This is a genomic window from Bradyrhizobium sp. 172 (genome assembly GCF_023101065.1).
Taxonomy (GTDB): domain Bacteria; phylum Pseudomonadota; class Alphaproteobacteria; order Rhizobiales; family Xanthobacteraceae; genus Bradyrhizobium; species Bradyrhizobium canariense_D.
Genome location: NZ_CP064701.1, coordinates 1549269 through 1572968, shown reverse-complemented (window position 1 = coordinate 1572968; position 23700 = coordinate 1549269). Strand labels below are relative to the sequence as shown.

The following is a 23700-nucleotide window of genomic DNA, read 5'->3' as shown; positions in this document are numbered from 1 at the left end:
ACCCATGCCCGACACCAAGACGAAAACCACGGACGACAAGGTCATCAAGAGCGAAGAGCAATGGCGCAGCGAGTTGTCGCCGATGCAATTCGCGGTGCTGCGCGAGAAGGCGACCGAGCGTCCCTTCTCCGGCGAATATGAGCACGACCACCGCGCCGGCACCTACACCTGCGCCGGGTGCGGCAACGTGCTGTTCGAGTCCGACGCGAAGTTCGATTCCGGCTGCGGCTGGCCGAGCTTCACCCAACCCGCCGTCGAGGGCCATATCGAAGAGGAGCGGGACGTCAGCCACGGCATGATCCGTACCGAGGTGCTGTGCGCCAAGTGCAGCGGTCATCTCGGCCATGTCTTCCCCGACGGCCCGGGACCGACGGGCTTGCGTTACTGCATCAATTCCGCCGCGCTGAAGCTCGAACCCAAATAAACCTTGCGCGGCGCCGAGTTCCGTCATGGAACCCGGCGCCGCGATGTGCTTTTCTTCCCTGGTGGTGCGGCTGGCCATGGCGTGGCGGCGGCCGCCAGGGAGGATGCCATGACGCTTGGGACCATCCTGATCATCCTGGTGATCATTTATCTCGTCGGCGGCCTGTCGGGCCGCTTCGGCGGCTACGGCTACGGAATGGGTCATTCCGGCATGGGGATCGGCGGCCTCGTCCTGGTGGTGCTGCTCGTGCTGCTGCTCCTTGGCAAGCTGTAGACCATTCAAGTCGCTGATATTCCTGCAATTTCCCGGGCTGCGGAGCTGCCATGCGCAGATTCATCATCTCGCATCGCGGGGGTCGCAATTTTGTCAAAACGGGCTATATTAGAGGACGAAAATGACATGTGCGGCGCCCACTCAATCGTGGCCTCTGCCCGTCCCAACCCCACGCGCTTAAAGCCCCAGAGAGATCACGAGGTCTTTGACCATGCGTCCACTGCGTCCGTTCAACTTCAACACTTCCGCCGAACTCTTCCCCGCTGCGATCCGCAAGAAGAAGCGTGCAGGCTTCACCTATCGCCGGTTCGGCACCGCGGCCGAAGCCGTCCAGTTCGCGATGGAGCAGTTGCCGACGGATTCGCTGAACGGCGCCTATCTCCAAGTCGAAGAAGCGCGCTTCGACCAGAACGGCATCCGGTCGCTCTATGAGAGCGAAGCCTTCCCGCTGCCCCGCCACCGCAAGCCGGTGGAAGCCAGCACCGACGCTGCCGACGCGGCGTAAGTTTTCGTCACGCGCTCCGATGTGCGCTGAAAGCGCGATGGCCCGAAAGGCCGTCGCGCTTTTTGCGTTTTGGGGCGTGTCAGATGCGAGGCTGCTTGTCGAGCCAGCGGCGGAGCAGGCGCACGTTGCGCATGTTGGCACGGAACATGACGTCGAATGCGTCGCCCGCGAACGGGACGATACCGACGACGCCGTCGAGGGCGACATTTCCGAGCATGCGCGCGGTGATGTACCAGGGCGCCCCGAGCGCCCTCGCCTCTTGCACCAGCCAGAGCGAGATCGCGGTGGTGATGATGTCGCCGACGACGGGGATCAACCCGATCAACCCATCGATGCCATAGCCGATGTTGGTTCCGGGCAGCACGAAGGCGACGTCGAGCAGCTTTGCGATCGCCTCGATCCGCGCGATCCGCTGCTCGCGCGTTAAATTGCCAAACGGGTTGCCGGCGAAGGGACTGTCCTTCCCGAACTCGAAGCGAAATTCGCGAAAGCCCTGCCCCAGCGTTTCGGGCCGGATCTCGTGACCGTCCTGATCGATGATCGGCCCACGCCCGTCGGTGCCCGAAGAGGCCGCACCCGAGCGGCTTCCCGAACGGGATCGACGCGGAGCAAGAATATCGTCATCGGACATGGTCATGGCCTGTAGGGAACGCGCCAGCGCGGCGGAGGTTGCTGCGGCGTGATCGAAGGTCGCGCCCTCAAGTCTGTGCCGCCGCCGGCTGCGGCTCCGCGACATATTTATGCACGAGCCAGGATGAAATCACCGCCGGCACGAACCCGACGAGGCCGTACAGGATGAACTGCACCGCGCCCGAGTCCGGCCCGCGCGAGCTGTAGGTCAGCGAGGCCAGGATGAAGGCGAACACGCCGACCAGCAGCATCCGCAGCACCGGGCCGATCCGGCGGACGTGGACCAGGATATCGTCGACCGCACCGATCATCAGCGAGGGCAGGAAGCCGAACAGATAACTGTATTGCAAGGATTTGAAGAACACCGCGAACAGCTTGCCGACCTCAGCGAGACTGGTCTGGGTCCAATAGCCGGACTGATAGGTCGTCGTCAGCAGCAGCAGGAACCCGCCCACGAACGGGCCGACCAGCGCAAACACGAGATAGCGTTTCATCAGGCACCCTCATCCTTCACCTTACTATAGCAGCGCCGCGGGAACCTTGAATAGCGGGGGGTGCGGGCTCTGCGCTGGGAACAAGCGGCATAGCGACGGACTTGAAATTCACCTCTCAGATTTGGAGCCGCCGATGTCCCGCAAACTGTTCTTCCTGGCGACGATCGCACTGACGGCCGTGAGCGGCCTGTCGAACGCGCCCGCTCTCGCACAAGGCCATATGGGTTCGCCGCAGGAGCAGCAGGCCTGTTCGCGGGACGCCTCGCGCTTCTGCCGCAAGGACCTCGGCAATGACGGTGCGGTGCAGGCCTGCCTGCAAGCCAACCGGACCAAACTGTCGCGGTCTTGCAGCAAGGTCTTTCAGAGCCACGGCATGTGAGGACCGGAACCATCCCCGGCGAACGGAGAGTGAAGCCATGTTGCGCGACGAACAGCTCTCGATCCTCAGGGACATCAGCCAATCCATCGCCTTTGCCGACGACCGGCACGGCAAGATAGGCGAGCTGATCGCCGACGGTTATGTGATGAAGGACGGAGATCTGTTCGAGCTCACGGCAAAGGGCGTTACGGCGGTCGAAGAGCATGCAGCGCTTGGCGCAAGCGATGTGGAACAAGCGAGCGTATCCTCCGATCGGTTGATCTGATCGCACGCGAGTCGCGTTGTGCGTGACGTGCGCGCAACAATTGCGAATTCCTTTTTGCCTGCCATTGCGGTCGCGCAACAATGGCGCATACTTGGCTCGGGCGGCGCAGCACTTTTCGATTCGAACATCACCAGAGATCGAGCAACCACATGCGGGATTGAGGTCCCGGCGTGATGGCTGAGACATGCGGCAGGTCAAGCCGCGTGCGGCGCCCCAAAACCAAGTGGCTCAAGCCCACGGAACTCGGGGACGCATTCTACATGACACGCAATCAGACGATCGCAACTCTCTTCGCCCTCGCCACCACCGCCATCGCAATCCCGACATCGCCAAGCTTCGCGTTCTCGTCCGAAGCGCAGCAGATGTGCTCGGGCGATGCGATGCGGCTGTGCTCCAGTGAGATCCCCGACATCCCCAGGATCAGGGCCTGCATGGTGCAGAAGAAGGCTCAGGTCAGCCCGGGCTGTCGCGCCGTGATGGACCGCGAGCACGCCGCCGCGACAGGATCGCGCAAGCGGGAAGCAGCCGCGCAATAGAGAGAGCGTATCTGCGGCCATCCTGAGGGCCCGCCCAAGGGGCGGGCCCTCAGGATGAGGTCTCGTTTCGCGGCGAGATATCAAACCCTCATGGTGAGGAGCCCGCCAAGGCTGGCGTCTCGAACCATGCAGGCCGAGGTCTCACGGAGTAGAGATCTAGTCGCCCCACTGCGCGAAGGCGTCGTTGAAGGCGCGCTCGCCGGGAGCGCCCTTCTCGATGGCGATGATGGCGCGGCGCTGGTTGGCGTAGACCAAGGGCACGTCGAACCAGGAGCGCTCCTTCAGCAGCTGGACGTTGCGGCTGCGGTCGGCATCGACGTTGGAGAGGCCGACCAGGAAGAAGCCGTCGGTGACCTTGACCGCGAGGCCTGCGAGCGGCGTGCCGCGTGCCTGCTCGTTCGACTTCATCAGGATGCCCGGCACGTTGGAAACGCCGCCGCCCGGAAAGTCCGGCGGCAGGACGAAGGTCAGCTCCGCGGTGTGGCTCGCCGGCAGCGAGGAGTCGGTGTTGCGGCGGAACGACATCGTCATCTTGAACTTGCGGTCGGGAATCTCGATGTCGGCGCGCACGGCGACGTCGGCCTTCTGGTTGCCCGACGCCTTGATCGGCTCGAGCCGCCACACCACCGAGCCGACATATTGCTTGCCCTTCGGATCGGATGGATCCTCGTCGTAGAGCACGACTTTCTGCGCCACCGGCGCGACCGGCTGGTCGCTGGCCGAGGGCTGGCCGACGCGATCCGGAATCTTGGGCTTGCTCTGCGGCTGAGACGAATCCTTGGGCGCCTCCACCACCTGCGTCGGCGAAGACTTCAACAGGTTGGTCGCGGTCTGGACCAGCTGCTTGCCCCACAGGATGCCGGCACCGACCAGGATCAGCACGATGCCGACGGCGATCGCGCTCTTGAACGGAAAGGCGCGGCCGGTGCGGGCGCGCTTCTTCTTGGGTTCGCGGTCGAGAACGGGGATGTGCGGACGTTGCGACGGCGGCTGCGACGGCGGCGCGTAGCGCTCAGCTTCCTCGATCGATTCGTCGTAGGAATACGGCGCGTCGGCTCCGGCGCCGCGATTCTCCAGGCTCGGCTCGAGCCGGTCGAATTCCGGCGAGGGCGAGGGCACGTTGGCGTAGGTGCGGCGCGCCGCGCGGTTGGCCTGCGCGGCGGCGCCGCCGAGCTCGTTGGCGTCCGCCGTGATGTCGCGGAAGCCGCGCACGCCCGGTGCGGGCGGCAGCGGCGGTGGCGGTCCCATGTCCGGCGGACGGCGCCCACCAGCGCGATCACGTCCGACCGGCGGAGGCTCCGGCATCGACGACGGGGCCGGCGGACCCGGCTGCCGCGGCGCGTCGAAACGCGGGGCCCGCGGCGCACGCGGGGCGTCGCCCTGGTCATCGACATTGAAGGAGGGCCGGTCAGCCCGCGGCGGCGGCGGAGCCGGACGGGTGCGCGGCGGGGCAGCCGTTTGCGGCGCGGGCGAGTTGCCCTCGGTGGCGCGGGTGCTGGCGCGGCGGAAGGCGTCGCCGCTGCCGCTGCTGCGGGCGCCGCCAGCGGGGCGCGAGGCCTCGCGGGCACGCTGGGCCGCCTCTGATTCGACCTTGCGGACGGCCTCTTCCAGCGAGAGGCGCTCGCGGGTGATCTCGGATTCCGAGAGCGGCGGCTGCACGCTGCGGAGCTGCGCGATCAGCGCCGTGCGCGCCCGCTCATAGAGCGCGCGACGGCTCTCGCCGGGAGCGTTGGGGTCCAGGGCGGCAATAGCGCGGGCGATCAGCGGGTAGTAATCAGCCATTTCTACTCAATTATACGCGCGTCCCGGTAAGAGATCGTTAAGCCTCAAACGGATTTTGTACCAGGATAGTATCCTCGCGTTCGGGGCTGGTGGAAAGCAGCGCCACCGGGCACCCCACCAATTCCTCGATCCGGCGGACATATTTGATCGCCTGGGCCGGCAGCTGGGCCCAGGACCGCGCATTGGCGGTCGGCTCCTTCCAGCCCTCGATGGTCTCGTAGATCGGCTCGACCCGGGCCTGGGCGCCTTCGCCCGCCGGGAAATGATCGATCTCCTTGCCGTCCAGCCTGTAGCCGGTGCAGACCTCGATCGAATCGAAGCCGTCGAGGATGTCGAGCTTGGTCAGCGCCAGACCGTTGATGCCGCAGGTCCGGACCGCCTGGCGAACCAGAACCGCATCGAACCAGCCGCAACGGCGGGGCCGCCCGGTATTGGTGCCGAACTCGCGGCCGCGCTCGCCGATCTTGCGGCCGGTCTCGTTGTCCTGCTCGGTCGGGAATGGGCCCTGGCCGACGCGGGTCGTATAGGCCTTGCAGAGGCCGAGCACATAGCCGACCGCGGCGGGGCCGAGGCCCGAGCCGGTCGCCGCCTGCGCCGCCACCGTGTTGGACGAGGTGACGTAAGGGTAGGTGCCGTGATCGACGTCGAGCAGGGCGCCTTGCGCGCCTTCGAACAACATGCGCTTGCCCTCGCGCCGCTTGATGTCGAGCAGCCGCCACACCGTCTCGGCATAGGGCAGGAGCTGCGGCGCGAGCGCGGTCAATTCCTTCACGATCTCCTTGCCGTCGAACTCCGGCAGGCCGAGGCCGCGGCGCAATGCGTTGTGATGCGCCAGCAGCCGGTCGATCTTGTGCGGCAGGGTGTCGAGATCGGCGAGGTCCATCAGGCGGATGGCGCGGCGGCCGACCTTATCCTCGTAGGCCGGGCCAATGCCACGGCGGGTGGTGCCGATCGCGGTCGCCGCATTGGCGGATTCGCGATGCGCGTCGAGTTCGCGGTGCAGCGGCAGGATCAGGGTGACGTTCTCGGCGACCCGCAGATTGTCCGGGCCGACCGCGACGCCCTGCGACCGCAGCTTGGTGACCTCGTCGAGGAAGGCGGCGGGATCGAACACGACGCCGTTGCCGATCACCGACAGCTTCTGCTCGCGCAGCACGCCCGAGGGCAGCAGCGCCAGCTTGTAGGTCTTGCCGTTGATCACCAGCGTGTGGCCGGCGTTATGGCCGCCCTGGAAACGGACGACGATGTCCGCCTGCTCCGACAACCAGTCGACGATCTTGCCCTTTCCTTCGTCGCCCCACTGGGCGCCGACGACGACAACATTGGCCATTCGCGGGTAATCCCTATGCAATCTGTCAGATGCGCCCAGCCCAATCACGGCCGGGGCCGCTCGAACGCGAGGCAGCCAACCGGATAAAGGATGCAGCCTCTCTAGGCAAGCAAGAACGGGACTTTTTCGAGGCCGCGAGCGCACTCCAAGCCTTTGATATCCCCTGAAAATCCAGAAACCTTCGCGGCGGGTGCAATGCTTCGACCAAAGCGTGAGAGGCTGCTTCCGCCGCTGCATGGTCGCGATGCATCCGGCCCCCGTTGATGCAACCTCGATTTCCGTGTCTTTGAACGGGGCCGGGTTTGAACCGGCCCGGGTGCCACCGGGCTGGAGGCTTGGCGCATGACGCGGGGCCACAACAATCCAATGTCCGCCACCGACGAGACCACCGGCGCCGCCACGTCCGGCCACAACTGGATCGCCAACCAGCCCTATCTGCTGCTCAGCATCACCGCGCTGTGCTGGGCGGGCAATGCCATCGTCGGCCGGCTCGCCGCCGGTCACATCCCGCCGGTGACGCTGTCGTTCCTGCGCTGGTTCTTCGCCTTCCTGCTGGTGCTGCCGTTCGCCTGGAAACACCTTGCGCAGGACTGGCCCGCGATCCGCGGCAAGCTCGGCCTGATGGTCACGCTCTCGATCACCGGCATCGGCGCCTTCAACACGCTGCAATATTGGGCGCTGGAGCATACGCAGGCGCTCAACACTCTCCTCTTGCAATCCGCCGCGCCGCTGGTCGTGGCGCTGTGGTCGCTCGCCATCCTCGGCGTCCGCCTCACCGTAGCGCAGGCCTTCGGCGTGCTGCTGTCGATGTGCGGCGTGCTGATCATCCTGCTGCATGGCGACTTCACCACGCTGTCGAACATCGACTTCAACAAGGGCGACCTCATCTTTGTCGTCGCGCTGATCATCTTCGCGCTCTATTCGGTGCTGACCTTGAAGCGGCCGCCGATGCACGGCCTGTCGTTCCTCGCCTTCACGTTCGGCTGCGGTGCTGCCTGTCTCATTCCGCTGGAGATCTGGGAGTTGTCCGCGCGTCCCGGGATGAAGCTCGACGGGCCGAACCTCCTGACCCTCTTCTATGTCGCGGTATTCCCCTCGACGCTCGCCTATCTCTGCTTCAATCGCGGTGTCCGCCTGATCGGCGCCAACCGCGCCGCGCCGTTCTTCCATGTCGTGCCGGTGTTCGGCTCGATCATGGCAATGGCGTTTCTGGGCGAGCACCCGCAGGCGTTCCACTTCATCGGCTTCGCGCTGGTGCTGGCCGGCGTGTTCGTGGCGTCACGGAAGCAGGCGAGCTAGGCTTGGGGCCCGGTTCGGCTGGTGAATTCACGATACCGGTCGTGGGTCAGCAGCATCACGCCGATCGCGTCCGTGAACATGAGCGACGTCGAATTTGCTCCGGAGAATTGAGGATTCACCGCGCCACCCAGGGCTACGTAGAACGCTGTCGATGCGGCGAGATCGCGTACCGGCAGGTTGACCAGAATCATCTTGGACATTGCTTTTCCTTCGAAAGCGGCTGGAAGCCGCGCTATGGTCTGACATTGGGAACAGAGAGCTCTCAACACTCCTCCCTGGACTGCATTCAAATGTAGCGCGCGGCGCCCATGCAGAGCGCGGCCATGCCCAGCAGGCCGGCCGCCGCACGTTGGGCGGCGGCGATACGTGCACGGAGGTCCTCCGGCTTGCCGGTGCCGCGACGCAAGGCCGCGAGCGCACGAGGACCGATGACAGCCTGAATAGCGGCCGCGATCAGTGCACAGACAGCACCGACGGCGAGCACCTGCTCGGTCGTGCCGAAGCTGTGGGAATGAACGAGATGGCCGAGATAGCCGCCGGTCAGGATGGCAATCGTCGCCGCGCCGAGTTGTGGAAAGACCAGCTGCTCACCGGCAACTCCGCCGATGCGGGCCAGCGCAAAGCTTGATCCCGCCCAGAACACGGACGACAACACATGAAGTGACAAGGCGATCACGAGGGCAGTTTGCATGGCAAGCTCCGAACCGGCTTCTAAATTAGATATACTACATGTATAGTCAATACGTCAACAGAATGGCAAGGCGATGCCGAAGCGCAATTATGTGAGCTCCGCGCGGGCTTCCGCGGCGGCGGCGACGCGCGAGCGCATCATCGCGGCCGGCGCGCGACTCCTACGCGAGGACGCGAGCATTGCGAACTTCTCCCTCGACGTGGTCGCCAAGGCGGCCGGCGTCACGCGATTGACCGTCTACAACCAGTTCGGATCGCGGCGGGGATTGCTGGAGGCCGTGTTCGACGACATCGCGCACCAGGGCGGACTGTTCGAACTGGCCGAGGTGATGACGATGGCGGATCCGCGCGCCGCGCTCGACCGCGTCATCGAAATCTTCTGTACGTTCTGGGGGCGCGATCCCGCCATCGGCGGGCTCAACCAGGCCATCGCGACCGATCCGGAATTCGGCGAGGCGCTGATCGAGCGTAACGAGCGACGGCGCGAATTGCTGACCGCGCTGCTGTCGCGGATCGTGGGCAAGCACGCGGCAAAGCGCGCCATGCGGGACACGGTTGATTTGATCTTCGTGCTGACGAGTTATCCGACGTTTGCAGCGCTGAGCCGGCAGCGGTCGACGGAGGAGGTCTGTCGCTTGCTGCAGACGGCGTGCCACGCGGCTGTGGACGGGCTGAAGTAAGCCGGCAGCAGGCGGCGCTACTTCATCTTGAACTTGCTGTACGCTTCGCTGGTCGCAATGATGACGTGCTCGGCGCAGGCGTTGACGCGGTGCGGATCAGCCTCCGTCTCGTAGGCCTTCGAGGTCATCATGTCGATGAAAGCCGTGACGGTGGGATAATAGACCAGCGCCGCGAAATCCCAGTCGTTGCCCTGCTGCGGGCCGAGCGCGACGGCCCTGGCCTCGCCGGTCCAGAGCAGCGTGCCGCCGCGTGCCTTGATCATCGGCACTGTGACCGCACTGTAGCGCAGATAGGCGTCCCAGCCGGAACCGTCGCCGTCGCCGGAGTGCGCGTGGAAGCGCATCAGGTTCAACATCACCACCGGTGCATGCCGATCGAGCCGATCAAGGCCATCGATGTTCAACATATTAACCGCCAATGCCGCCTCCTCTGGTCATGCCTGCATTGTAGCATTGCGGTCGCATGACTTGTGTCACGACGCAAATCCGGCGCAAGCTCGTATGCAACGCCAATGACGATCGCTTCGCCCGCGCCACCGGCCTCCAATCCGGCCAGTTGGCTCAACAACCAGCCTTATCTGCTGCTCAGCCTGAGCTCGCTGTTCTGGGCCGGCAACATCGTGCTCGCGCGCCACGTCGGCGCGCATGTGCCGCCGCTGACGGTGACCACGATCCGCTGGTTCGGCGTGTTCCTGATCCTCCTGCCCTTCGCCTGGCCGCATCTGAAGCGCGACTGGCCGAATCTGCGCAAGAGCCTGCCGCTGATGCTGTTCCTGTCGCTGGTGGGCTTTGCCTTCAACAACGCGATCTCGTACTGGGCGATGCAGTACACGGAAGCGCTGAACGCGCTGCTGATCCAGTCGGCCGGACCGTTGTTCGTGGCGCTGTGGTCGCTGGTGCTGTTCGGCGTGCGGCTGACCGGTGCGCAGCTCGCCGGCATCGGGATCTCGCTTCTCGGCGTGCTGATCATCATCCTGCGCGGCGATCTCGCCGCGCTCGCGAGCATCAGCTTCAACAGGGGCGACATCATGTTCGCCTCCTCGCTGGTGGCGTTCGGGATCTACTCTGCCTTCATCCCGCGGCGGCCCAAGATCCACCAGCTCTCCTTTCTCTCCTTCACCACCTGCTGCGGCGCGACGATGCTGCTGCCGACCGCGATCTGGGAGGCCTGGAGTGGTCGCGTCCTGCAACTCGACGGGGTGACGCTAGCGACGCTGGGCTACATCCTGATCTTTCCCTCGACGCTGGCCTATCTCTTCTTCAACCGGGGCGTGGCGCTGATCGGCCCGAACCGCGCCGCGCCGTTCTTCCATCTGGTGCCGGTGTTCGGCTCGGCGATGGCGATCCTGCTGCTCGGCGAAAAGATTCAGCCCTTCCACCTGATCGGCTACCTGCTGGTGCTCGCCGGCGTCGTGATCGCCTCGCGCCAGGGTTCTGCGGTGAAGTAATTCCGCGACGCGAGACGAGGCGACAAACTCGCGCCTTCCGATTTCGACGAGGAGACGCTAGGTTCCCCGCCAACCAAAAAAGAGGGAACGACCAGACATGCTTTCAGCGTTGATCCGAAACCTGCGTGCCATCGGCACGGGCGCCCTTTGTCTCGCCGCCGCGTCCGCTGCGCAGGCCGACAATTATCCGAGCCGCAACATCACGCTGGTGCTGCCGTTCGCCGCCGGCAGCGGCACCGACACCACGACGCGGCTGATCTCGCAGCATTTGTCGCAGGCCCTCGGCGTCGGCATCGTCATCGAGAACAAGGCGGGCGCCAACGGCATGATCGCCGCCACCTATGTCGCGCGCGCCGCGCCCGACGGCTACACGCTGCTGGTGACCACCAACACCACGCATTCGGCCAATCCCTATCTGCTCAAAAGCCTGACCTACGATCCGGTCAAGGACTTCACCCCGATCGCGCGCACCGGCGACCTGCCCTTCATGCTGGTGATCCACCCGGAGGTGCCGGCCAAGACCGTCGGCGAGCTCATCGCCTACGGCAAGGCCAATCCGGGCAAGCTGAGCTACGCCTCGGGCTCGTCCTCGGCGATCGTGTCGGGGGCGACCTTTGCACACAATGCCGGGCTCGACCTCCTGCACGTGCCCTACAAGAGCTCGCCGCCGGCGCTCAACGACGTCATGGGCGGCCGCGTCTCGATGATGTTCGTGGACATCCTGACCGGCCTGCCGCATGTCCAGGGCAACGCGCTACGCGCGCTCGCCGTCACGACGAAGGACCGCTCGTCGCTGGTGCCGAACCTGCCCTCGATGCAGGAGGCCGGCGTGCCGGACTTCGACATCTCGTCGTGGCAGGGCTATTTTGGCCCCGCCGGCATGCCCAAGGAGATCGTGACGCGACTCAACGCCGAGATCCGGAAGATCGTCGAGAAGCCGGAGATCAAGGCCCAGCTCGCCACCCTCGGCATGGACGCGTTTTCGGGCACGCCCGAGCAGCTCGGCACGTTCGTGAACGAACAGCTGGTGTTGTGGGAGAAGCTGATCCGCGAGGCAGGGATCGAGAAGCAGTAGGGGCTCGCGAAAGCCGCGCGCTCGGCATTCTCCGTCATGGCCGGGCTTGTCCCGGCCATCCACGTCGATCAAAGCGTCCGGTGTCCAAGAACGTGGATGCCCGGGACAAGCCCGGGCATGACGATAGAGGAGATGGCGTCGCTTTGGTGTGGCGACCTACGCCGCGCGCACCTTGGCGAGGAAGCCGTCGACTGCGCTGCGCAGCGCGCCGGACTGGCTGTCGAGCTCGCGAGCGTTGGTGAGCACGTCGCTTGCCGCCGTGCCGGTCGCTTCCGCGGCCGAGGTGACGCTGCCGATATTGGCGTTGATCTCGTTCGATCCGGCCGCGACCGACTGAATGTTGCGGGCGATCTCGCGGGTCGCCTCGCCTTGCTGCTCGATCGACGCGGAAATGCCCGCGGTGATCTCGCTCATCTCGGCGATGGTCTGAGTGATGCCGCCGATGGCGGCGACCGCATCGCTGGTCGATGTCTGCATCGCCGCGACCTGGGCGGAGATTTCCTCGGTGGCCTTGGCGGTCTGGTTGGCCAGCGCCTTGACTTCGGAAGCGACGACGGCGAAGCCGCGGCCGGATTCACCGGCACGCGCCGCTTCGATGGTGGCGTTGAGGGCGAGCAGATTGGTCTGTGCCGCGATCGAGTGGATCAGCTTGACCACCTCGCCGATCTTCTCGGCGCCGGTGGAGAGTTCCTGCACCGTGGCATTGGTGCGCTCGGCGTCGTTGACAGCGCGGCTCGCCACTTCGGTCGAGCGGGTGACCTGGCGCGAGATCTCCGCAACCGAGCTCGACAGCTCTTCGGCAGCCGCGGCAACCGTGCCGACATTGCCCGACGCTCTCTGCGAGGCCGCGCCGACCGTCGCCGCACGCGACGAGGCGTCGCCGGCGGTCGCGGTCATCGATTGCGCAGTGGCTTGCATGCCCGTCGCAGCCGAGGAGACCGAGCGGACGATACCATTGACGCTGCGTTCGAAGTCGCTGGCGATGCCCTCCATCACGCTGCGACGTTCCGCCGCTGCGCGATCCTTGGCATCGGCTTCGCTCTTCTCGATGTCGCGGATGCGGACAGCGTTGTCCTTGAAGATCTGGACGGTCGACGCCATTGCGCCGACCTCGTCACCACGGCCGACGCCCGGAATGTCGCCGTCGAGCTTGCCCTCGGCGAGATCCTTCATGCGGGCTCCGAGCAGGGCGAGCGGGCGGCTGATGCTGCGACCGATCAGCCAGGCAACGCTGCCGGCGACGATGACGATACCGAGCATGGCCAAGCCGAGCAGCCAGTAGACCGGACCCATCTTGGCGTCGATATCATCGAGATAGGCGCCGGTGCCGAGATACATGTCGAAGCCGGGGACCGCGACCGCGTAGCCGAGCTTGCGGATCGGCTTCTCCTGGCCGGGCTTCACATATTCATAATACAGCAGGATCGAACCATTGGCCTTGACCCCGTCCATCAACTCGGCAGACAGCTTGCGGCCGTTGGTCACGACATCCATGCGGTTGCTGCCGATCTGCTTCGGATCGGGCGCGAGCTGGGTGATGCCGTCATAGGACGTGCCGAACAAATAGCCCGCACCGTTGTCATACGTCATTGCATTGCCGTAGCGACGAATCTCGGCCATCGCCGCATCCTTCGTCAGCTCGCCGGCGTCGACCCGCTTCTTGAGGGCAGCGGCGTAGTTGCGCCCCATCTCCACGATCGCCTTGGCCTGATCGATGCGCGCGTTCACCATCTCCTGCTTCATCAGGTATCCGGCGAGGATCCCGGAAATGCACAGTCCGAACAAGGTGACGCCGACGAGGATGCCGAGCTTGGGGGCGATCTTCATATTGCTTAATTTCACGGGATGCTCCGGCAACACAGGGATAAGGACGCGCGAGTGAATCGATCGAAATCAAATTAACCTTTAGGGGGTGACCCCTTAGCAAGCTGTTACGGGGCGCCCCGTAGAAGCCCGGAGAAGACGTCGAACCAGTCGTATAAATCGCCTCAATGACAACCGGGAATTGTACGCGACCTCCTCGATTTCGCGTAAAAGACGCAAAGGCCCGCGCAAAGCATGGGTCACAACAAGAAACCAAATCGGGAGCAGGATATGCCGAAATACAGGGTGGTGACGCCGAAGGGCGCGAGCTTCACGGTCGCGAGCAGCGATTATTCCTACGAGCGCGAGGCGCTCGATCCGATCGACGCCGAGATCGTCGAGGCGCCGGCCGACGAGGCCGGGTTCATCGCCGCCGCGAAGACAGCGGACGCCATCTACGCCAAGGGCATCCCGATCACCAAGACCATCATCGACGCGCTGGAGAGCTGCAAGGTCGTTACGCTCGGCTCGGTCGGCGTCGACAGCGTCGACATCAAGGCTGCAACCGCGCGCGGCATTCCCGTCACCAACATCCCCGACACCTTCATCGAGGAGGTCGCAGACCATGCCATGATGCTGCTGCTCGCCGGCTTCCGCCGCCTGGTCGAGCAGGACCGGATGGCGCGCAGCGGCCGCTGGGCGGAGGGCCGGCCGGCGTTGTCGAAGATCCCACGACTGATGGGCCAGACGCTCGGCTTCATCTCGTTCGGCCGCGTCGCGCGTGCAGTTGCGAAACGCGCAGCTCCGTTCGGTCTGCGGATGATGGCCTACGATCCCTTCATCCAGGAAACGCTGATGTCCGACCACGGGGTGATTCCGGCGACGCTGAACGAGGTGTTGTCGCAATCCGACTTCCTCTCGATGCACGCCCCCGCTCGGCCCGAGGTGCATCACATGCTCACCGAGAAGCACTTCCGGCAGATGAAGAAGGGCTCGGTCTTCATCAACACCGGCCGCGGCGCCACCGTGGACGAGGAAAGCCTGATCAAGGCGCTTCAGGAGGGCTGGATCGCCCATGCCGCCCTCGACGTGCTGGAGAAGGAGCCGCCCTCGCACAACAATCCGCTGCTCGGCATGGACAATGTCACCCTGACCGCCCACGTCGCCTCCGCCTCGGCACGGTTTGACGAGGCGCGCAAGCGCCGGGTGGGCTACGAATTGTCACTGGTGCTTCAGGGCATGTGGCCGGTAAGCTGCGTCAATCCGTCGGTGCTGCAAGACACCGCGCTCCGCCGCTGGCAGCCTGTCAGCATGGACCGCGGCCCGAACAGCTAGACGGGACGGCCGCGAAGGCGCGCCGGCAACCGGAAAGACCCTTCACCGGCGATCAACGCCGGGAAGGGAAACATATAGGGAGGAACCGATGAGGAACGACATCACGCGTCGTGATGCCTTGGCGCTGGGCCTGTCCGCTGCGGCAATCGCGGCAACCGGTGCTCCGGCAAATGCGCAATCCGCGATCAAGGCCGCGGACGTCCCCACACCGAAACTGCCGATCGAGAAAGGCGCATCCCTGCGCATGCTGCGACCGGTACGTTTCGTCCAGGCCGACGAGGACGTGTTCCGCGCCAATGCGGCCAAATTCACCAAGGAGACCGGGGTCGAGGTCAAGGTCGACTTCGTCGGCTGGGAGGACATCAACCAGCAGACCGCGGTGACCGCGAATTCCGGTGCCGGCCCCGATATTATCATCGGCTTCTCCGATGCGCCGCACATCTATATCGACAAGCTGATCGAGCTGACCGACGTCGCCGACTATGTCGGCAAGCGGTACGGCGGCTGGCTGCCGCTGGCGCAGCGCTACGGCAAGAAGAACAAGAGCGACGCCTGGATCGGACTGCCGTTCGGCGCGACCGCGGGTCCGCTGATCTACCGCAAGTCGATCCTGCGATCGGTCGGCTTCGACAAGGTGCCGGAAGACCATGCCGGAATCCTCGATCTCTGCCAGAAGCTTCAGAAGGCCGGCAAGCCGGCCGGCTTGGCGCTCGGCAACGCCAAGGGCGACGGCAACGGTTTTGCGAACTGGGCGCTGTGGTCGCACAACGCGGCGCTGCTCGACGAAGAGGGGAACGTCGTCATCAACAGCAAGGAGACGATCGCCGCACTGAACTGGGTCAAACAGCTCTATCCGACCTTCATCGCCGGCACGACGTCATGGAACGACGTCAGCAACAACCGCGCCTACGCCGCGCAGGAGATCTCGCTGACCGCCAACGGCGTCTCGCTGTATTTTTCACTGAAGAACGATCCGGCGACCAAGGCGATCGCCGACGACAGCGAACATCAACTGCTGCCGAAGGGTGTCGCGAAGGTCTCGCCGATGGCGGGCCTGACGCTGAACGCCATGCTGTTCAAGCACAGCCAGTACCCCAACGCCGCAAAGGCCTTCCTGCAATACATGCTGGAAAAGGACCAGTACGAGCCGTGGCTCAACGCCAATTCCGGCTACTGGGCCCAGCCGCTCGCGGCTTACGCGGAGGCCAAGGTCTGGAGCGAAGATCCCAAGATCAAGATCTTCAAGGACACCATGAACACCATCTACTATGACGGCTATGCTGGCCCGATCTCGACCGCGACCGGTGCCGTCAGCGCCGACTACGTGCTGATTCAGATGTTCGCATCCGTCGCGACCGGCGCTGCCACGCCGGAAGCCGCGGCCGCGGAAGCCGAGCAGCGCTGCAAGCGGTACTTCCGGCGGCAGAAGTAGCGCTGGACAAAGCGCGTCATTGCGAGCGAAGCGAAGCAATCCAGCCTGTCTTCCCAGTTACAGCCTGGATTGCTTCGTCGCACCAGTGCAAAATTGCTTCGCAATTTTGTCACGGGCTCCTCGCAATGACGGGCTTGGTGACTTTCAGAGACGGGACAACAAACCGATGTCCGTGACCACACTCTCTTCTCCAGCCCTCGTGCACCGGCAACCCTCCTGGCTGGTGCGCCTGTTCGACTACAAGCCGTTCCTGATCGTGATGTGCCTCGCACCTGCGATCGGGCTGCTCACGGTGTTCCTGACCTATCCGCTCGGCCTCGGCATCTGGCTCGCCTTCACCGACACGACAATCGGCAGAAAAGGCGTCTTCGTCGGCTTCGAGAATTTCCAGTATCTGCTCACCGATTCCCTGTGGTGGAACGCGGTGTTCTACAGCGTGGTCTACACGGGGATCGCGACCTTTGGAAAGTTCGCGCTCGGCTTCTGGCTCGCACTGCTGCTCAACAACCATTTTCCGTTCAAGAGCCTGTTGCGTGCGATCATCCTGATGCCTTGGATCGTGCCGACGGTGCTCTCGGCGCTGGCGTTCTGGTGGATCTACGATCCGCAGTTCTCGATCATCTCCTACCTTCTGGTCGACGTGCTGCACTGGCGCACCACCAATATCGACTTCCTCGGCTCGCCCTGGCCGGCGCGCTTCTCGCTGATCGCCGCCAATATCTGGCGCGGCATTCCCTTCGTCGCGATCTCGCTGCTGGCGGGCCTGCAGACCATTTCGCCCTCGCTCTACGAAGCCGCGATGCTCGATGGCGCCAGCGCCTGGCAGCGGTTCCGCTACATCACCTTCCCGATGATGATGCCGATCCTCGCGATCGTCATGACCTTCTCGATCATCTTCACCTTCACCGATTTCCAGCTGGTCTACGCCATCACCCGGGGCGGCCCCGGCAACTCAACCCATTTGCTGGCAACGCTGGCCTTCCAGCGCGGCATTGCGGGCGGCGAGCTCGGCGAGGGCGCGGCGATTGCGGTGTCGATGATCCCGTTCCTCGTGTTCGCAACGCTGTTCTCTTATTTCGGCCTGGCGCGCCGCAAATGGCAGCAGGGAGAGAGCAATGACTGATACCGCCGCCGAGCCGGCCGCCGTCGCCACCACGCCGCCGGACACCATGGCCTGGGATTCCGGGCTGCGGCGGCTGATGATGATCTATCTGCCGCTCGGCTGCTTCGTGCTGATCCTCCTATTTCCGTTCTACTGGATGACGATCACGTCGTTCAAGCCGAACGCAGAGCTGATGAACTACCGGGAGCACAACCCGTTCTGGATCTCCTCGCCGACGCTGGCCCACATCAAGCACCTGTTGTTCGACACCGCCTATCCGCGCTGGCTGTGGACGACGATGCTGGTCGCGGTCGGGGCGACTACGCTGTCGCTGATCGCGAGCACGCTGGCCGCCTATGCGATCGAGCGCCTGCGCTTCCGCGGCAGTCCCTATGTCGGCCTCGGCATTTACATGGCCTATCTCGTGCCGCCGTCGATCCTGTTCATTCCGCTCGCGACCGTGGTCGTGCAGTTCGGCCTGTTCGACAGCCCGCTTGCGTTGATCCTGGTCTACCCGACCTTCCTGGTGCCGTTCTGCACCTGGCTCCTGATCGGCTATTTCAAGTCGATCCCCTACGAGCTCGAGGAATGCGCGCTGGTGGACGGCGCCACCAGGCTCCAGATCCTGCGACGGATCACGCTGCCGCTGGCGGTGCCCGGCCTGATCTCGGCCGGCATCTTCTCCTTCACGCTGTCCTGGAACGAGTTCATCTACGCGCTCGCCTTTATCCAGAGCGGCGCCAACAAGACGGTGCCGGTCGCGATCCTGACCGAGCTCGTCACCGGCGACGTCTATCAGTGGGGCGCGCTGATGGCGGGCTCGCTGCTCGGCTCGCTGCCGGTTGCGATCTTCTACTCGCTGTTCGTCGATTACTACGTGTCGTCGCTGACGGGCGCGGTCAAGGAGTAGCTGTCGGCTGCGGCGTTTGGCCCGGTTTCACAAAACTGCAATGCGCGGTCCGCATAAGACGGCCTCCGTTAACAGGAGACGCACATGCGCGCGACTTTGCTTAGTACCGTCGCAACGATCATTCTGACCGCGAGCTCCGCGCTGGCGCAGAGCGAAGGCGAATTCCCCGCCAAGCTCGCCGGCCACGTCGTGATGCCGGCCGCCACGTTCATCGACGCGCCGGCTGATGCTCCCGCCGATCTCAAGACATCCGGTAAATACACCACCGGGAAGCGGGTCGACGCGCTCGGCACGGTGATGGGCAAGTCCTATGAGCGGGCCACCGGCGTGTCGCTGCCGTTCAAGGGCCAGCCGCTGCAGGGCCATTCCGGTATCAAGTCGATGGGGGACGGCACTTTCTGGGTCATCACCGACAACGGCATGGGCGCGCGCGCCAATTCGCCAGATTCGATGCTGTACCTCAACCGCTACAGGATGGATTGGGCCGGCGGCAAGATCGAGCGGCTGGAGACCGTGTTCCTGCACGATCCCGACAGACGCGTGCCGTTCCGCATCGTGCATGAAGACACCGAGAGGCGTTACCTCACCGGCTCCGACTTCGACACCGAAGGTTTCCAGATTATCGGCGACACCTTCTGGATCGGCGACGAGTTCGGCCCCTACATCCTGAAGGCCGACAAGACCGGCAAGATTCTGGCCGTATTCGAGACGGTCGCCGACGGTAAGCCCGTGCGATCGCCGGATCATTGGGCGGTGGCGACCCCGGGCGCGCCGGGTGCGACCTACACCAACGTCAACCTCCGACGCTCCAAGGGTTACGAGGGCTTCGCCGCCTCGAAAGACGGCAAGTTTCTCTACGGCCTGCTCGAGGGGCCGCTCTGGGATGCCGAGAAAAAGGACTGGGAGAAGGTCGACGGCAAGGAAGCCTCGCGCATCCTCGAATTCGACGTCGCCGCGGAAAAATTCACCGGCCGCTACTGGCAGTATGTGTTCGAGCAGAACGGCAATGCCATCGGCGACTTCAACATAATCGACCCGAGCGCCGGCCTGATCATCGAGCGCGACAACGGCGAAGGCACGCCCGAAAAGGCCTGCCCGCAAGGCACCCGCGGCGAGAACTGCTTCCCCGACGTGGCCAAGTTCAAGCGCGTCTACAAGATCGAGCTCACCGACGCCAATGTCGGCAAGCCCGTGCGCAAGATCGGCTACATCGACCTCCTGAAGATCAGGGATCCCGACAAGAAGGCGAAGAAGCCGCTCAATGACGGCGTCTACACGTTCCCGTTCTTCACCATCGAGAACGTCGATCGTGTCGACGAAACCCACATCATCGTCGGCAATGACAACAATCTACCGTTCTCGTCCAGCCGCGATCCCAACAAGGCCGACGACGACGAGTTCATGCTGCTCGATGTCGCGGACTTCCTGAAGGCGAAGTAAGCCAGCGCTCTCTCAACGCGGGTCATCGCCCGGCTCGACCGGGCGATCCAGTACGCCGCGGCGCCAGCGATCAAATCGTGAGGCCGCGGCGTACTAGATGCCCCGCCCTCGTGCGTAACTGCGCACTAGGCGGGACATGACGGACAGTGAGCGAGCACGAGGTAAAGACAACTCGCACCTCGGCGCCGCACATCAACCCGCCGGCACGATCACCATGCTCTTGTCCTTCGGCCAGCGAATGCGCCAGACGAAGTTGATGTCCTTGACCTCGCCGGGCTTGGCGTCGAACGACCATTCCAGCACGCCGCGCCGGTCGCGAATGTTGCTTGCGGTCGGCGGCGTGGTCGCAGGCAGCATCTCGACGAGGATGTCCTCGTTCTCGCTGACCGGCAATTGATCCTCAATCGCGACCTTGATCGGGAAGTCGTGACCATTGCGGATCGTCGTCTTGAACGATCGCTCGTCGGTCTTCGACGTCGTGACCAGGAGACCGGCCGAACCTTCGTTGCGCTTGAGCACCGCGCGCTCGATCCTGACCTTGTCGTCGGCGCCGAAGCCGAGCCGCACGATATCGTCCTTGGCCGAAGCCGAGAGCTTGCCGCGGCCGACGAAAGTCCCGTCGCGATAGATTGCAACCTTGCCCGGCAACAGGCTCGTGTCGTCGCTCTGCTTGAAGCTCGCTTCGAGGAAGGCGGTGGGGTCCATCACCGGTGCCGCGCGCACCATGAGATCGGCGGGCACGGTCATCGAGGCGATGCGCAGGCTCTTGGCGCCCTCGGCGGCCCCGAGGCTGACGCGGCCGGGAATTTTGTAGGTGGCCTGGAAGTCACCGATCTCGGCGACCGCCTGCTGCTCTTCGGCGCGTTCGCGGATATCGTCCGCCGCCTTGGCCGCGGAAGTTTCCATCTTGCGCTGCTGCATGGGCGCCGCCGCAGGCATTGCCGAATCCGAAACTGAGCCCAGCGCCCGCGGCCTCGGTACCTGCGGATATTGTGCGACCAGCGAATTCAGCTCCGGCGCGCTGCCGCCGCGGCCGATGCGGACCGTGGAGACGCCGAGCGCGACGTTCGACCAGTCCTCGCCGGTCGCCTGCGTGACCTCGGCGCGGCGGACAAGCTCGAGCTGCGGTTTGCGGTCCTTCGCGCCGGTGTCGAGGCGGGCGTCGTAGAGCGGCAGCCAGCGCGCATTACGCACATTGTAGGTCACCCGCAACGTCGCCTTGGTTGCTGCCGGCGCCGCGATGTCCATGCCGACTTCGAGCTTGCTCGGCGGCTTGGCCTTGCGCTCGACTTCGAGCTGGGCGATCTGCCGATCGATCTCGCGCATCTTGCGCGTGGCGTCGCGAACGGCGGTATCGGCGCTCGCAATTTCGTCGCCAACGGCGGCAAAGGCCGTGCGCCATTAGGCAATCGGCCGCGCCTCGCCCTTGTCGCCGATGCCCGCGGGAGAGGCTTCCGCAAAGTGCTCCGCGAATTTGCGCCGCGCAATGGCCGAGTCGATCGCGCCTTGCAGGTCGGCGCGCTGGTCGTTCAGCGCCTCGATGCGCTTGTCCAGCTCCGGCAAATTGACCGGCGCCGCACGTGGCGTTCGCGCATCGATCGTGCCGATGGTGAGCTTCGCTCCCCCCTCACCCTCCACCCGGATCGAGGAGGTGTCGAGACCAAGCGGGAAGTCCTTGGCAACGAGCGTCGAGTCACCAGACGGCAGGTCCACTGCGATGACGCGGGTTACGGTCGCGCCATCCGGGTAAACCGTGACGGTATCGATGGCCGACGTGGCGTCCAATTCGGCGGCCCATGACGACGACGCGAATGCCGTGCTCACCAGAACCAGGCTCGTCGTCGCCAAACATCTTGCGGTGATGCGCATCAAGTCCCTCCTCCAAGTCATCGCCGCCGCCAGCCGGACGCGCGATCCAATGCCTCGCCAACATGGTTGGACGCGGCAGGGAAGGAACTGGTTCGATTGGGGTTTCCGTGGGGCGCCGCCGCGGCGGCAGCAAGGCCCGCGACGGAGCGCTTAATCCTGAGGAGTCGAACCCTGCCCGAAGATGCGGCGAAGCAGGTCCGTCACGTTCTTCGCACCGGCCTTCCTCAGAATACCGGCGCGGTAGCCCTCGACCGTGCGCGCGCTCAGATGCATGCGCCGGGCGATCTCCTTGTTGGTCAGGCCGGCGGCGAGATGCTCGAGCACGTCGCCTTCGCGCGCGGTCAGTGGTTCGCAGCCGGGCAGCCAGCGCTGCCGGTTGGAGCCGGGCTGTGCAAACTCGTCGATGGCGGCATCGATCCGGTCGACGATGTCGCGGGTGCGGAACGGCTTCTCGATGAAGTCGGCCGCACCGCTCCTGATGGCGTCGACCGCCATGGCGATGCTGCCGTTCGTCGCGGTCACCAGCACCGGCGCCATGCAGTTTTCCTCGCGCAGGCGCTTGAGCACGTCGAGACCGGAGCGATCAGGCGGCATCTCCAGCAGCACGCAGGCCGGCATCCGCGCCTTGGCCTCCGAGAGCAGAGACGCGCCGTCGGCGAAGCAGATCACGTTGTATGCGCTTTGTTGAAGCGCGGTGGAAAGTTGTTCGCGGGAGGCGGCATCGGTGTCGATGACGAATACCTCACCCTTGGAAAGCATGTCCCCCGGCATAATTCCGATCCAGCAATGTCTTGGGTCAAATGGTCCGAGACGGCAGCGGGGCCTCGTCGCGCCGCGCCGTCATATGCACGGCATTCACGCCCGTGCTTCGGTTTTACTTATGTATGTTCCACCCATTTCCCGGATTTGACGGATCGGGACAGAAACTTTACATTTCGGGACATCTGCGGGATGTCCGGCAGGAACGGGTCGCATGACCGACCTCATTCGCAGCGCGGGCTTGAGCTATTACCCGGAGGTCGCCCGGTCGGTCGGGCTCGACCCCAAACACATGATGCGCAAGGTCAGGCTGCCGCTGGCCTGCCTCGACAAGCCCGACACGCCCATTGCCGTCACCGGTCTCCGCCGTCTGCTCGAATTGTCGGCCGAGGCGTCCGGCGCCGAAGATTTCGGCTTGCGGCTTGCTGAACGCGGCGGGCTGACCAATTTCGGCGCGGTCGGCCTGATCGTGCGCGAACAGGCGACCGTTGGTGAAGCCATCGAAGCCTTCTCGCGCTTCATCCCGATCCATCACGACGGCATGAAGCTGGACGTCACCCGCAACAAGCAGACCGTGACCGTCACGCTGCACCTGCGTGGCCGGCAGCCGGCCGCGCCGCGCCAGTCGATCGACATGGCGCTCGGCAGCGTCCACCGCATCATCCAGTCGCTGTTCGGCAGCGATTGGCGGCCGCAGGAAGTTCACCTGCATTACCCACCGCCGCTCGACCGCAAACGCTACCGCGAGTTCTACGGCTGCCGTGTGACCTTCAATGCGGAGGCCGATTCGATCCTGTTGTCGGCACACGACATGGAGCGCCGGATCCCGAGCGCGCATCCGCTGATCGCGAGCTATCTGCGCAAGCGGATCGAGGCGATCGAGACGCGGCCGGCAAGCTGGGAGGAGAAGGTCGACGAGGTCGTGCGTCTCCTGCTCGCCGGCGGCGACTGCACGGTCGAGCGCGTCGCCGAACACCTCGCCTGCACCCGGCGCACCATCCACCGCCACCTCGCCGAAGCCGGCACCAGCTTCTCGGCCATTCTCGACGCGCAGCGCGCCGATCTCGTGGTCCAGCTCATCGACGACCCCGGCCGGCCGCTGGCCGACATCGCCGTGCAGCTCGGCTTCTCCGCACAGAGCGCCATGGCCCGCTGGTTTCGCGGCCATTTCGGCTGCACCATCACCGCATGGCGCAAAGGCGCCCGGCCATTGGCGGCAACCGCGGCTTGATTTTCAAGA

General features: G+C 64.7%; 24 protein-coding genes and 2 pseudogenes. 16 read left to right on the top strand and 10 right to left on the bottom strand.

Annotated elements, in window-relative coordinates:
* Positions 1-4: 4 nt before the first annotated feature.
* From msrB to IVB07_RS07490, 3 genes are all read left to right on the top strand, one after another.
* Positions 5-424 (top strand): peptide-methionine (R)-S-oxide reductase MsrB, encoded by a 420-nt coding sequence (gene msrB, locus IVB07_RS07500; RefSeq protein WP_018453863.1) that lies wholly within the window; start codon positions 5-7, stop codon positions 422-424.
* Positions 425-532: 108 nt separating this feature from the next.
* Positions 533-697, top strand: coding sequence for a DUF3309 family protein (locus tag IVB07_RS07495; protein WP_083926348.1), 165 nt, complete (start codon positions 533-535; stop codon positions 695-697).
* Between the two features lie 211 nt (positions 698-908).
* Positions 909-1202, top strand: coding sequence for a hypothetical protein (locus IVB07_RS07490; protein WP_007596188.1), 294 nt, complete (start codon positions 909-911; stop codon positions 1200-1202).
* Positions 1203-1281: 79 nt separating this feature from the next.
* On the opposite strand, the gene IVB07_RS07485 is transcribed toward IVB07_RS07490, so the two are convergent.
* Both IVB07_RS07485 and IVB07_RS07480 read right to left on the bottom strand, forming a co-directional pair.
* Complete coding sequence (locus tag IVB07_RS07485) at positions 1282-1839, bottom strand: DUF4112 domain-containing protein (RefSeq protein WP_247294068.1); 558 nt, start codon at positions 1837-1839, stop codon at positions 1282-1284.
* A 61-nt stretch (positions 1840-1900) separates the two neighbouring features.
* Positions 1901-2326, bottom strand: coding sequence for a DUF5413 family protein (locus IVB07_RS07480; protein WP_085349175.1), 426 nt, complete (start codon positions 2324-2326; stop codon positions 1901-1903).
* A 133-nt stretch (positions 2327-2459) separates the two neighbouring features.
* Between IVB07_RS07480 and IVB07_RS07475 the strand changes: the two genes are divergently transcribed.
* From IVB07_RS07475 to IVB07_RS07465, 3 genes are all read left to right on the top strand, one after another.
* Positions 2460-2705 carry a cysteine rich repeat-containing protein gene (locus IVB07_RS07475; protein WP_026232611.1) on the top strand — a complete coding sequence of 82 codons (246 nt, stop codon included), beginning with the start codon at positions 2460-2462 and terminating at the stop codon, positions 2703-2705.
* Positions 2706-2742: 37 nt separating this feature from the next.
* On the top strand, positions 2743-2970 hold the full coding sequence (locus IVB07_RS07470) for a hypothetical protein (RefSeq protein WP_018453858.1): 228 nt from the start codon (positions 2743-2745) through the stop codon (positions 2968-2970).
* A 260-nt stretch (positions 2971-3230) separates the two neighbouring features.
* Entirely contained in the window at positions 3231-3506 is a 276-nt protein-coding gene (locus IVB07_RS07465; protein WP_051112961.1) for a hypothetical protein, read from the top strand.
* 156 nt (positions 3507-3662) lie between these two features.
* Here IVB07_RS07465 and IVB07_RS07460 read toward each other — a convergent pair whose 3' ends face one another.
* Positions 3663-5288 (bottom strand): hypothetical protein, encoded by a 1626-nt coding sequence (locus IVB07_RS07460; protein ID WP_018453856.1) that lies wholly within the window; start codon positions 5286-5288, stop codon positions 3663-3665.
* Between the two features lie 37 nt (positions 5289-5325).
* A complete protein-coding gene (locus IVB07_RS07455) occupies positions 5326-6618 on the bottom strand; it encodes an adenylosuccinate synthase (RefSeq protein WP_018453855.1) in 1293 nt (430 codons plus the stop codon).
* 366 nt (positions 6619-6984) lie between these two features.
* Here IVB07_RS07455 and IVB07_RS07450 point away from each other — a divergent pair, with 366 nt between their 5' ends.
* Positions 6985-7917: a DMT family transporter gene (locus IVB07_RS07450; protein WP_018453854.1), complete on the top strand. Its 933-nt coding sequence runs from the start codon at positions 6985-6987 to the stop codon at positions 7915-7917.
* 17 nt (positions 7918-7934) lie between these two features.
* On the opposite strand, the pseudogene IVB07_RS07445 reads toward IVB07_RS07450, so the two are convergent.
* Positions 7935-8117: pseudogene (locus IVB07_RS07445) on the bottom strand (lactoylglutathione lyase); the annotation flags it as partial.
* 86 nt (positions 8118-8203) lie between these two features.
* Complete coding sequence (locus tag IVB07_RS07440; protein ID WP_018453852.1) at positions 8204-8608, bottom strand: hypothetical protein; 405 nt, start codon at positions 8606-8608, stop codon at positions 8204-8206.
* A gap of 73 nt (positions 8609-8681) precedes the next feature.
* On the opposite strand from IVB07_RS07440, the gene IVB07_RS07435 reads away from it, so the two are divergent.
* Positions 8682-9287 (top strand): TetR/AcrR family transcriptional regulator, encoded by a 606-nt coding sequence (locus IVB07_RS07435; RefSeq protein WP_018453851.1) that lies wholly within the window; start codon positions 8682-8684, stop codon positions 9285-9287.
* A 17-nt stretch (positions 9288-9304) separates the two neighbouring features.
* Here the strand turns inward: IVB07_RS07435 and IVB07_RS07430 are convergent, their stop codons facing one another.
* Complete coding sequence (locus IVB07_RS07430; RefSeq protein ID WP_018453850.1) at positions 9305-9694, bottom strand: hypothetical protein; 390 nt, start codon at positions 9692-9694, stop codon at positions 9305-9307.
* Between the two features lie 105 nt (positions 9695-9799).
* On the opposite strand from IVB07_RS07430, the gene IVB07_RS07425 reads away from it, so the two are divergent.
* Complete coding sequence (locus IVB07_RS07425; RefSeq protein WP_007614154.1) at positions 9800-10735, top strand: DMT family transporter; 936 nt, start codon at positions 9800-9802, stop codon at positions 10733-10735.
* Positions 10736-10832: 97 nt separating this feature from the next.
* Positions 10833-11810: a tripartite tricarboxylate transporter substrate binding protein gene (locus tag IVB07_RS07420; RefSeq protein ID WP_018453849.1), complete on the top strand. Its 978-nt coding sequence runs from the start codon at positions 10833-10835 to the stop codon at positions 11808-11810.
* A 156-nt stretch (positions 11811-11966) separates the two neighbouring features.
* Here IVB07_RS07420 and IVB07_RS07415 read toward each other — a convergent pair whose 3' ends face one another.
* The gene (locus tag IVB07_RS07415) at positions 11967-13652 is read right to left on the bottom strand and encodes a methyl-accepting chemotaxis protein (protein WP_026232608.1); all 1686 of its coding nucleotides are present in this window, start codon (positions 13650-13652) and stop codon (positions 11967-11969) included.
* 252 nt (positions 13653-13904) lie between these two features.
* On the opposite strand from IVB07_RS07415, the gene IVB07_RS07410 reads away from it, so the two are divergent.
* From IVB07_RS07410 to IVB07_RS07390, 5 genes are all read left to right on the top strand, one after another.
* Complete coding sequence (locus tag IVB07_RS07410) at positions 13905-14948, top strand: C-terminal binding protein (protein WP_247767534.1); 1044 nt, start codon at positions 13905-13907, stop codon at positions 14946-14948.
* An 88-nt stretch (positions 14949-15036) separates the two neighbouring features.
* The gene (locus IVB07_RS07405; RefSeq protein WP_018453846.1) at positions 15037-16380 is read left to right on the top strand and encodes an extracellular solute-binding protein; all 1344 of its coding nucleotides are present in this window, start codon (positions 15037-15039) and stop codon (positions 16378-16380) included.
* A 166-nt stretch (positions 16381-16546) separates the two neighbouring features.
* Positions 16547-17503 (top strand): sugar ABC transporter permease, encoded by a 957-nt coding sequence (locus IVB07_RS07400; protein WP_018453845.1) that lies wholly within the window; start codon positions 16547-16549, stop codon positions 17501-17503.
* On the top strand, positions 17496-18392 hold the full coding sequence (locus IVB07_RS07395; protein WP_247475613.1) for a carbohydrate ABC transporter permease: 897 nt from the start codon (positions 17496-17498) through the stop codon (positions 18390-18392). The genes IVB07_RS07400 and IVB07_RS07395 overlap by 8 nt, the downstream gene beginning before the upstream one ends.
* Before the next feature lie 84 nt (positions 18393-18476).
* Positions 18477-19832, top strand: a complete 1356-nt coding sequence (locus IVB07_RS07390; RefSeq protein ID WP_247767533.1) for an esterase-like activity of phytase family protein — start codon at positions 18477-18479, stop codon at positions 19830-19832.
* Between the two features lie 192 nt (positions 19833-20024).
* Here IVB07_RS07390 and IVB07_RS07385 read toward each other — a convergent pair.
* Together IVB07_RS07385 and IVB07_RS07380 are read right to left on the bottom strand one after the other, a co-directional pair.
* Positions 20025-21701: pseudogene (locus tag IVB07_RS07385) on the bottom strand (mucoidy inhibitor MuiA family protein).
* 150 nt (positions 21702-21851) lie between these two features.
* A complete protein-coding gene (locus IVB07_RS07380; protein WP_247767532.1) occupies positions 21852-22472 on the bottom strand; it encodes a response regulator in 621 nt (206 codons plus the stop codon).
* A gap of 202 nt (positions 22473-22674) precedes the next feature.
* On the opposite strand from IVB07_RS07380, the gene IVB07_RS07375 reads away from it, so the two are divergent.
* The gene (locus IVB07_RS07375; RefSeq protein ID WP_085349164.1) at positions 22675-23691 is read left to right on the top strand and encodes an AraC family transcriptional regulator; all 1017 of its coding nucleotides are present in this window, start codon (positions 22675-22677) and stop codon (positions 23689-23691) included.
* Positions 23692-23700 lie beyond the last annotated feature (9 nt).

Bases quoted from the DNA above. Each gene is read 5' to 3' on its own strand.
- IVB07_RS07430 (WP_018453850.1), bottom strand. From the start codon at position 9,694: ATGTTGAACATCGATGGCCTTGATCGGCTCGATCGGCATGCACCGGTG.
- IVB07_RS07455 (WP_018453855.1), bottom strand. From the start codon at position 6,618: ATGGCCAATGTTGTCGTCGTCGGCGCCCAGTGGGGCGACGAAGGAAAG.
- IVB07_RS07390 (WP_247767533.1), top strand. From the start codon at position 18,477: ATGCGCGCGACTTTGCTTAGTACCGTCGCAACGATCATTCTGACCGCG.
- IVB07_RS07460 (WP_018453856.1), bottom strand. From the start codon at position 5,288: ATGGCTGATTACTACCCGCTGATCGCCCGCGCTATTGCCGCCCTGGAC.
- IVB07_RS07380 (WP_247767532.1), bottom strand. From the start codon at position 22,472: ATGCCGGGGGACATGCTTTCCAAGGGTGAGGTATTCGTCATCGACACC.
- msrB (WP_018453863.1), top strand. From the start codon at position 5: ATGCCCGACACCAAGACGAAAACCACGGACGACAAGGTCATCAAGAGC.
- IVB07_RS07465 (WP_051112961.1), top strand. From the start codon at position 3,231: ATGACACGCAATCAGACGATCGCAACTCTCTTCGCCCTCGCCACCACC.
- IVB07_RS07475 (WP_026232611.1), top strand. From the start codon at position 2,460: ATGTCCCGCAAACTGTTCTTCCTGGCGACGATCGCACTGACGGCCGTG.
- IVB07_RS07450 (WP_018453854.1), top strand. From the start codon at position 6,985: ATGTCCGCCACCGACGAGACCACCGGCGCCGCCACGTCCGGCCACAAC.
- IVB07_RS07495 (WP_083926348.1), top strand. From the start codon at position 533: ATGACGCTTGGGACCATCCTGATCATCCTGGTGATCATTTATCTCGTC.
- IVB07_RS07400 (WP_018453845.1), top strand. From the start codon at position 16,547: ATGTCCGTGACCACACTCTCTTCTCCAGCCCTCGTGCACCGGCAACCC.
- IVB07_RS07405 (WP_018453846.1), top strand. From the start codon at position 15,037: ATGAGGAACGACATCACGCGTCGTGATGCCTTGGCGCTGGGCCTGTCC.
- IVB07_RS07420 (WP_018453849.1), top strand. From the start codon at position 10,833: ATGCTTTCAGCGTTGATCCGAAACCTGCGTGCCATCGGCACGGGCGCC.
- IVB07_RS07435 (WP_018453851.1), top strand. From the start codon at position 8,682: ATGCCGAAGCGCAATTATGTGAGCTCCGCGCGGGCTTCCGCGGCGGCG.
- IVB07_RS07470 (WP_018453858.1), top strand. From the start codon at position 2,743: ATGTTGCGCGACGAACAGCTCTCGATCCTCAGGGACATCAGCCAATCC.
- IVB07_RS07485 (WP_247294068.1), bottom strand. From the start codon at position 1,839: ATGACCATGTCCGATGACGATATTCTTGCTCCGCGTCGATCCCGTTCG.
- IVB07_RS07425 (WP_007614154.1), top strand. From the start codon at position 9,800: ATGACGATCGCTTCGCCCGCGCCACCGGCCTCCAATCCGGCCAGTTGG.
- IVB07_RS07375 (WP_085349164.1), top strand. From the start codon at position 22,675: ATGACCGACCTCATTCGCAGCGCGGGCTTGAGCTATTACCCGGAGGTC.
- IVB07_RS07440 (WP_018453852.1), bottom strand. From the start codon at position 8,608: ATGCAAACTGCCCTCGTGATCGCCTTGTCACTTCATGTGTTGTCGTCC.
- IVB07_RS07490 (WP_007596188.1), top strand. From the start codon at position 909: ATGCGTCCACTGCGTCCGTTCAACTTCAACACTTCCGCCGAACTCTTC.
- IVB07_RS07410 (WP_247767534.1), top strand. From the start codon at position 13,905: ATGCCGAAATACAGGGTGGTGACGCCGAAGGGCGCGAGCTTCACGGTC.
- IVB07_RS07395 (WP_247475613.1), top strand. From the start codon at position 17,496: ATGACTGATACCGCCGCCGAGCCGGCCGCCGTCGCCACCACGCCGCCG.
- IVB07_RS07480 (WP_085349175.1), bottom strand. From the start codon at position 2,326: ATGAAACGCTATCTCGTGTTTGCGCTGGTCGGCCCGTTCGTGGGCGGG.